This window comes from Kurthia gibsonii (genome assembly GCF_006539985.1).
GTDB classification, from domain to species: Bacteria; Bacillota; Bacilli; order Bacillales_A; family Planococcaceae; genus Kurthia; species Kurthia gibsonii.
In genome coordinates this window covers 1-7,904 of sequence record NZ_BJOB01000071.1, presented here as the reverse complement: position 1 = coordinate 7,904, position 7,904 = coordinate 1, and the positions used below count along the sequence as shown (strand labels likewise).

The following is a 7,904-nucleotide window of genomic DNA, read 5'->3' as shown; positions in this document are numbered from 1 at the left end:
AGCTACTCCAATTACATCTAATGCAAACGAATCTTATTATTATGTACCAATTATTGATCTTAATATTATAGAGGGGATTAAAAATAACTTAGCGATTATGCATAAGAATCATAAAATTGAAGTAACTATGCAGAAAAAGGGTTTAGCTGAAAGTGTGAAACAAGATATTACATTAGGTTTTGGGACATGGAAAGATATTTTCTTTGAATAGTAAACAAAGTAAAAGCAGTCAAAATGGCTGCTTTTTTTTAATGCAGTATAAAAGCGTGACTTCTTATTTTAATGTAAAACTAAATGTTTTTCTTTAAGTCTTTTGAGTAATCTAGAACTTGAATAGACTATTCTGATGTGAAAACGAACATTCGGGCGACGAAACGGGTCACTGGCTGAGCGATTTGGGTCACTCGCTCCTCAGATCGGGCCATTCGCACGTGCAAAGTGGACATTCGAGGACAAAAATGGGCCACTCGCCTAAAAAACCTTAATTACTCCCTTTCTGTACTTTCTTCAAGGTTTTTGAGTAATTTAATAGGACTTCATTTAACTATGATTGTGTGAAAACGAACATTCGGTCGACGAAACGGGCCACTGGCTGAACGATTTGGGCCACTCGTTTGAAAGACTAAATTACTCCCTTTCTGTACTTTCTTCAAGGTTTTTGAGTAATTTAGTGGGACTTCATTTGACTATTCTGGTGTGAAAACGAACATTCGGGCGACGAAACGGGTCACTGGCTGAGCGATTTGGGTCACTCACTCCTCATATCGGGTCATTCGCACGTGTAAAAGGGCCATTCGAGGGCGAAAAAGGGTCACTCGTCTCCAAACTCAATCACTTTAGTACTTTATTGGACAGTTCTATAAAAGAATATTAAGATAGTATATAAGGTTCAAGGAAAATATGCTTTCTTTATATAGTAGAAAGACTTGCCATACATAAAAAAACATAAGACAGTGTGTTAATAATTGTCAAAATGGTGGTATAGATGTATTTGATGGACCAAATAAGAGGAGTGGAATTATGACAAAGCAACAGTTAGAGTTGCGTGAGATCCAAATTGAAGAAATGGATCAATTTATTAAACTTTTAAATTATGTGTTTCAAATTAATGTATCGATGCACAAAGATCGTGTGTTCATTAATGCGAAATCAAAGCAATTCCGTGAGGGGACTGCGATGGGCTGGTTCGACAAAGACCATTTGATTTCTCAAATATTAAATTTACCGTTTCAAGTGAACATTCACGGTAAAATTTATGAAATGGGGGGAATTACAGCAGTTGGCACGTACCCAGAGTACTCAAGCCACGGTTTAATGCATAAACTCATTTTAAAAAGTTTAGAAAATATGCGTGACGAAGGCCGTTCAATTTCATACTTATTTCCATACTCAATTCCTTATTATCGTAATAAAGGTTTTGAAATTATGAGTGATATTGTTGAATATCAAATGAAGGATACACAGATTCCTTACTATGACCAAATCGAAGGACAGGTGCGCCGTGTACCACTTGAACATGAACATATTAAACAGATTTATCATGAATACGCACTTGAAAAACATGGGATGATGGTGCGTAATCCAATCGCATGGAATGAAAAATTCCAAGAAAGTTACTGGGAAGAGAAGTTTGAAGGAAGTGATACACAACTTCAAACAGCTGTTTACTATGAAGCGGAAACAGACGAACCAGTCGGCTATCTTTTCTATCGTATTATGGAAGAAAACTTCTATGTGGATGAATTAATCTACTTAACGAATGAGGCACGTAAAGGACTATGGAATTTCATTCATGCACATAAATCGATGGTTTATCATGTATTTGGAAAAACGAGTGGAACAGAGTCCATCGCCTTTTTAATGCAGGATAGCGAAATTAAGCAAAGTTTATCGCCGTACTTTATGGCACGTATTGTCGATGTGCAATCATTCATGGAACAGTTCCCGTTTGAACTACCTGACTTCACATTACGCATTGCGGTGGAAGATCGTCTTGCAAAGTGGAATGAAGGAACATTCGAAGTGACATCTGCTTCTGGTCGCGTAACGGTGACAAAATTAAGTGATGATTTAGTAGATGATGCAGTGCATGTGACCATCCAAACATTAACCACGATGTTACTCGGTTACTTGCGCCCACGCTATTTATATAGTATTGAACGAATTACAACACCAACTGAAGAAATGGTTGAACTACTTGAAGATTTAATTCCAAATCACATTCCAAGCTTCATCGATTATTTCTAATATTTGTTGGGAAAGCTACTTCTTCCTCTTGTTCGAACAAGAACGAAGAAGTGGCTTTTTTTATTCAATTACTTTTAAGTTTTTCAAAAAGAGGTGATAAAGTGAAAAAATTTTTAAGTTTATTTCGTTTTATTAAGCCATATTGGTTTATTACCACACTATTTGGTATGTATATTATTAAAGCTTACCACCGTATAAAAGAACAAATTCAACGCTTTAAAAAATTAATGGAATTATACGCAACAAAATAAAAAGACAGCACAAGTCATTGGTTCCCTTAACCCACTTGTCATGCTCATTATTAATTTAGGAATTGTTAGTACGCTATGGATTGGTCTTTTAAAAATTGATATAAATCAGATTCAAGTAGGGGCTGTTTTAGCTTTTATCAACTATTTGAATTTAATTTTCAGCACAGTAACACTTAGTATCATGGCACTTATGCAATTGGTACGATCTCTTCCTTCCATTCAACGCCTTTCTTTTATTTTCACTTTTCTAAAAGATATTTCTCTAATTGAACCTAAAAATCATCCTGAAATAGGGGACATTACTTTTCAAAATATTACATTTTATTATAAACAGCAAATGAAACCTCAATTAAAAAATCTTAATTTTCACATTTTATCATAAAGAACATTCGCCAGGAGACTTAATGAGTAGGTTAACGAATGATTTAGATAATTTAAGCACCGCATTGGGTCAAAATGCAGTTCCACTGATTTCATCCATATTCACAATTTTAGGTATCATTATTGCTATGCTGCTTCTGTCATGGCAGTTAGCACTTATTCGTTTTATTATTTTACCGTTTTTATTATATGTTTCACGAAAAATTGTCATGCGCTCTAGTACAGATTATGTAGCAAGGCAACATGCGCTTGGAAATATGAATGAACATATATTAGGTGCAGAGGTAGTGACATTGTTTAATCAAGAGAAGAAACAGTGGCATACATTCAATACAAGAAATCGATGTTATAAAAAGGCAGATTTCCAAGCAGAAGTTGTTTCAAGTTCTTTAGCACCATTAAATCGTTTTTTTAATAATATGGCACGTACACTGATGGTGGGAGTAGGTGCAATTATGACGGTATATGGTATGGGGAAGATTGGAACGATCGCTTCATTTAGTGCTTACTCACGTCAATTTTTTAAACCGACTGAACAGTTATCAAATGCATTGAATTCATTACAAGCTGCATATGCCGGTGTGAAACGTGTTTTCGAAGTGTTAGATGTCCTCAATGAATTTGCTAAAGATCAAGAAAAAATATCTTTAAACGAAATTAATGAATACATCATTATTGAAAAAATGTCTATTGAAAATTCAGGAGGTGAGATGGTATTAAAAGAGATTTCGATGCAAATACCGCTAGGAAAGCAAGTGGCAATCATTGGTCCATATTCAACAAGGAAGACATACCGATTTAATAAAAGAAAGTGGTTTTTATCGAAGTTTATATGAGTCGATTCAAAAATAAAGTATGAAAAAAGACATAAAAGCATAGTAAATTGAAATTATTAAATTGAAATAGGTATAAAAGTAATAGGAGAAATGAAAAAACAAGTCGAAAAGCGATGATTTTTTTGAAAAAAATAATAAGTAAATAGTAATTGTTTGTAGTGTTTTTTCACATATCATGTATACTAAAGATATGTAGAAAAGGGGTTTGTGACATATATGGAAAAGAATAATCATACACAATATGAAAAACGAATCCAACAAATCGAATGTAGCGAACAACCTGTACTAATTGGTGAGAAGCAACAGTTACAGAGGATTCAATTTTTACTTAGTAAACATATGAGTACGCGTATTACAGCTCGGAAATTACGTGAGCTGATTGCCGATTCAAAAGACGATTTAAAACTGCTCGTTATTGGTGATGTATATGCAGACAAAGCAACGTTTATTAATACGCTATTGAATCGCCATGTTATGCCAAGTGAATACCATGGTGTGTCGTATGTACACACAATCATTCATTATGGTGAGGAAGAAAGTGTAACAGCTCACTTTTTAGATGGACAAGTTGCACAGTTTTCTCTTGGTCAAGTGGAGCTATTTGCCATATCGGATACATTTAGTTCTCAAATGATGCGAAGTGGTTTAGATTATGTTGATATTGTTTTAAAACATGACTTATTAAAAGCGGTGACAATTTTTGATACACCTTCGTATCAAAAGTCTGTTTTTGTTAAAGAGAGTTTTTTAAAGCGAAGCCAAGCAGTTGTATGGCTCGCAAATCATCAGTTTAAAGGATTACCTTCAGAACGTGCATTATTAGCACGAATTGGTCAAGAACAGAAAGAAATGCTTTTTGTACTAAATGAAGATCCATATAATTTATCATCTGGAATTTTAGAAAAACAAGATTTTTTCGGTGTTTTCAAACAATTATCAGTTTCTTTTCAAGCATTGCAAGAAGCAGTTGAAAAAGACGAACATGCATTATATCAGTCCTCAAATTTTGATCAATTGTTTGCGTATATTCAGATGTGTCGTTTAGATAATGAAGCTTTTTCAAATCTGATTCATCAACGGTTCTTTGAATGGGTGGATCGATTTATTTTAGAAATTCGTTCATTAGTACAGCGCGATCCATATTTAGAAGCCTATAATATGTTGCGTGAATTTATGGATGAGAGTGATAATGCTGTTTATCAGTCGAAAGAACAGGAGTATAAAATTCATGAATTAGAAAAGACATTTGAACAACTAAAAAAAGAATATCATCAATTAGAAACGTCTTATCAGTTAATTGAATTTTTAAAAGCACATACAGCTGAATTACCTAAGAGTAAAAAGTTAATTCAGTTATATACAGAATATGCAAGTTTTGTTCAGCAATATAAAAGAGGCGTTTCACAACAACTCTTTACAGACCCAGAACAAAAAAGAGAAGAAGTAGTTCGATATGAGCAACAATTTATAATATATTTTAAAGAACAAAAATCGGCTCTTTTACATGAAATTCAACAATTATTTATTGAAATTGAAAAACAAATTTTAGAAATTGAAAATCAATCAGAATATCGTGTCGTACGTTTAGAAAAAGCAGCCAAGCGACTTCAAGCTTTTGACCCGATTGTACAAGCAAAAACAGAAATTACATCAATATTAGAGCAAAAAACGATGTATGAAGATGTACCACATTTGTTAAAGCGAATCAAAGAGATAAATATGGATTACGCATCTGTTATTACGTACTTTGAAGAAAAGAAAAAACAACTTGCGGTGGAAGATGTCCAACAAAAACAAGCAGTTTACCAAGATATATTAGATGAATTACTGTTAGAAATGACCTATTAAAGATTTAATTCAAAAGAAGTATATTTCCTTCTTTTGAATTGATTCTTTCTATACGATTAGTGCCAATTTTTTTTGTGGAATGTGAGTGTTATCACTCATGCGGGATTATATAGTTATTACTATAATAGAACAGTACCGTAAAAGAAGTGAAAGGAAATGGACATCGTGCGTTATACTTGCGAATTTCACAAGAAAGAACAAAGTAAAGTATTACAAGAACATAAGATTGTTTTATATTGCCCAGATTGTGCAAAAGAGCATATTTTATCGATTATTCAAACGGAAGATCGTTTAAAAGAAAAGTATGCACAACATCATCATGAAAAGATTGAAAAAAATAGGCAACGTTTAATTCATCAACTGCTACTAAGTTGTCTTGTTGCGTTCTATTTACAGTTAACACCGTGGATCTTTGCACCTTTTTTCTATGATACGCAAACGATTCAACAATATGTACAAGCTGTAGGTTACACGTATCGTTGGATGTGGACGGAAGCATGGATGGTTCTCATTTCATCTATTTTACTCGGATTAGGTATTTATTATATACAAGATGCAATCCGAAAAATAAAAAAATTACCGTCATTACATTCAAAACGAACGTATCATAAGAAGAAAGATCAAGTGCATGCGGTCAAACGTTTTCAGCAATCAAGTAGGCTAAAAAAAGCACAAATTTATATTAAAAAATTACATAAGCGATTTATTGAAGAAAAAACAACGATTAAACCTGTCGAATTAATGACAGAATATGAATTAATTTTATATTATGCAAAATTAATTCAACATATGGCTTATAAAGATGTACAAATCATTGTACCTTCTGAAAGTTTTGGGGTGGCCATTATTGCACAACAACACGGTGTAAGAACTGCGATGATGGTATGTAAAGAACCTGAAAAGCTCACACCTGAAATGATGAATCATTTTGCAACAGGGCGTGCATATTACGATTGTGAACGTGCGATTTTAATGACACCCACAACACTTTGCCCAGATGGTAAACAATTTGCTGAGGAATTGCATATTACGTGTTGGAATATGAAAGAAAAAGAAGAACAATTAACATATGATGAATCAGAAGCGTGGAAAGCATACTTAGATCCTTACTTGATTAAACATGACCAAGATTTGAAACAGTATGCAATCTACGAAACACATCGTTTATTAGAAATATATGAAGCAACATAAAAAAATCGACCCACTTTGGAGTCGATTTTTTTAGTACGTGTATTATAACGAACTGCTATTGTAGTTTAGCAACTGCTTTACTTATAAAGCCGTAATCATCATAACCATTATGTAATTCTACTTCGTACCAAGTACGACCGTCTGGTGTATTCACATAATAACCTGTATAAGTAAATGTACTACCTTTACTTATATTTTTTACAATAATATCACTATCAATTGAAGGGCTCAGTCGAATATTAGCTGTTTTTGCTGTTACGACAATAGTTGAAGCATAATCATGATAAACATAGGCATCGTTCGTTAAAGTCGATACAGCTTTACTAATATAACCGTATGAGTCTGAATTATAGCTTACTTTATACCAAGTACGACCGTCAGATGTGTTGACTTTTTCTTCTAAATAAACGAATGTCTCATCTAAATCACCACTGTATACAACCTTACTATCAATTGAAGGTTGCGCACGTATGTTACCTTTTTCATTTGTTAATCGAACAAATGACATACCTGAATAATGATCTGAAATGACAACCGATTCATTTTTGGAACTCGTCACTTGAGTAGGTTGAGTTGTTTTTTCTGTTGTTTGCTTTTTATTTGCTTTTGCGAGTGTAGACTTTGCTATTTCTGTTATTAAATCTGAGCCACCATCAGAGCTAGTAGCAGCTTCTAATTTTGCTTTACCTTGCTTTACTTGACCATCTTTTAATAACTTTTGACCTTCGCGTATTAAGACAATTTGTTCATGATATTTTTGTGCTTTTTCGCTGTTGTTGATTGAACCAAAAATACCTTCTGCCTTACCCAAGTCATTTGCAGCGACAGCCGCTAAACCTTGATCAATCATCTTTAAATCGTTACTACTAATTTCTTCATTACTACCATTCCCACCACAAGCGGCTAATGTGAATGTACACATTATAACTAAAAGTATATTTCGAAACATGTTTCGTCCTCCTCTTCCTATATTTTACACGCTAACATAAGGTTAAGATAGCTCTTTAGCGTAATAATTTATAAAAATGGAAATAAATACTTAAAATTTGGTATATTTGATTGGAATAAAAAAGACCCTGGGACAGAACAAAATAATATGTCTCAAATGCGAATAATTAAATCAATTGAGTGCGTAGAAAACGACTCCTGC

Annotated in this window: 7 protein-coding genes; 6 read left to right on the top strand and 1 reads right to left on the bottom strand. The window is 33.4% G+C overall.

Features of this window, described 5'->3' with window-relative positions; all coding sequences use genetic code 11:
• The 6 genes from KGI01_RS13925 to KGI01_RS12965 all read left to right on the top strand — a co-directional run.
• The coding region (locus KGI01_RS13925) for a hypothetical protein (RefSeq protein ID WP_170214798.1) at positions 1–211 on the top strand (211 nt) is incomplete at its 5' end.
• Positions 212–1,017: 806 nt separating this feature from the next.
• A complete protein-coding gene (locus KGI01_RS12980) occupies positions 1,018–2,247 on the top strand; it encodes a GNAT family N-acetyltransferase (RefSeq protein ID WP_373863143.1) in 1,230 nt (409 codons plus the stop codon).
• A gap of 101 nt (positions 2,248–2,348) precedes the next feature.
• Positions 2,349–2,498 (top strand): hypothetical protein, encoded by a 150-nt coding sequence (locus KGI01_RS13920; RefSeq protein ID WP_170214797.1) that lies wholly within the window; start codon positions 2,349–2,351, stop codon positions 2,496–2,498.
• 356 nt (positions 2,499–2,854) lie between these two features.
• Positions 2,855–3,715, top strand: coding sequence for an ABC transporter ATP-binding protein (locus tag KGI01_RS12975; protein WP_307723188.1), 861 nt, complete (start codon positions 2,855–2,857; stop codon positions 3,713–3,715).
• A 216-nt stretch (positions 3,716–3,931) separates the two neighbouring features.
• Positions 3,932–5,563: a dynamin family protein gene (locus tag KGI01_RS12970; RefSeq protein ID WP_141275033.1), complete on the top strand. Its 1,632-nt coding sequence runs from the start codon at positions 3,932–3,934 to the stop codon at positions 5,561–5,563.
• Positions 5,564–5,719: 156 nt separating this feature from the next.
• The gene (locus KGI01_RS12965) at positions 5,720–6,754 is read left to right on the top strand and encodes a restriction endonuclease (protein ID WP_141275032.1); all 1,035 of its coding nucleotides are present in this window, start codon (positions 5,720–5,722) and stop codon (positions 6,752–6,754) included.
• A gap of 55 nt (positions 6,755–6,809) precedes the next feature.
• Here KGI01_RS12965 and KGI01_RS12960 read toward each other — a convergent pair whose 3' ends face one another.
• Positions 6,810–7,703, bottom strand: a complete 894-nt coding sequence (locus KGI01_RS12960; RefSeq protein ID WP_141275031.1) for an SH3 domain-containing protein — start codon at positions 7,701–7,703, stop codon at positions 6,810–6,812.
• Between the last annotated feature and the right edge of the window lie 201 nt (positions 7,704–7,904).

Bases quoted from the DNA above. Each gene is read 5' to 3' on its own strand.
- KGI01_RS12970 (WP_141275033.1), top strand. From the start codon at position 3,932: ATGGAAAAGAATAATCATACACAATATGAAAAACGAATCCAACAAATC.
- KGI01_RS12965 (WP_141275032.1), top strand. From the start codon at position 5,720: ATGGACATCGTGCGTTATACTTGCGAATTTCACAAGAAAGAACAAAGT.
- KGI01_RS12960 (WP_141275031.1), bottom strand. From the start codon at position 7,703: ATGTTTCGAAATATACTTTTAGTTATAATGTGTACATTCACATTAGCC.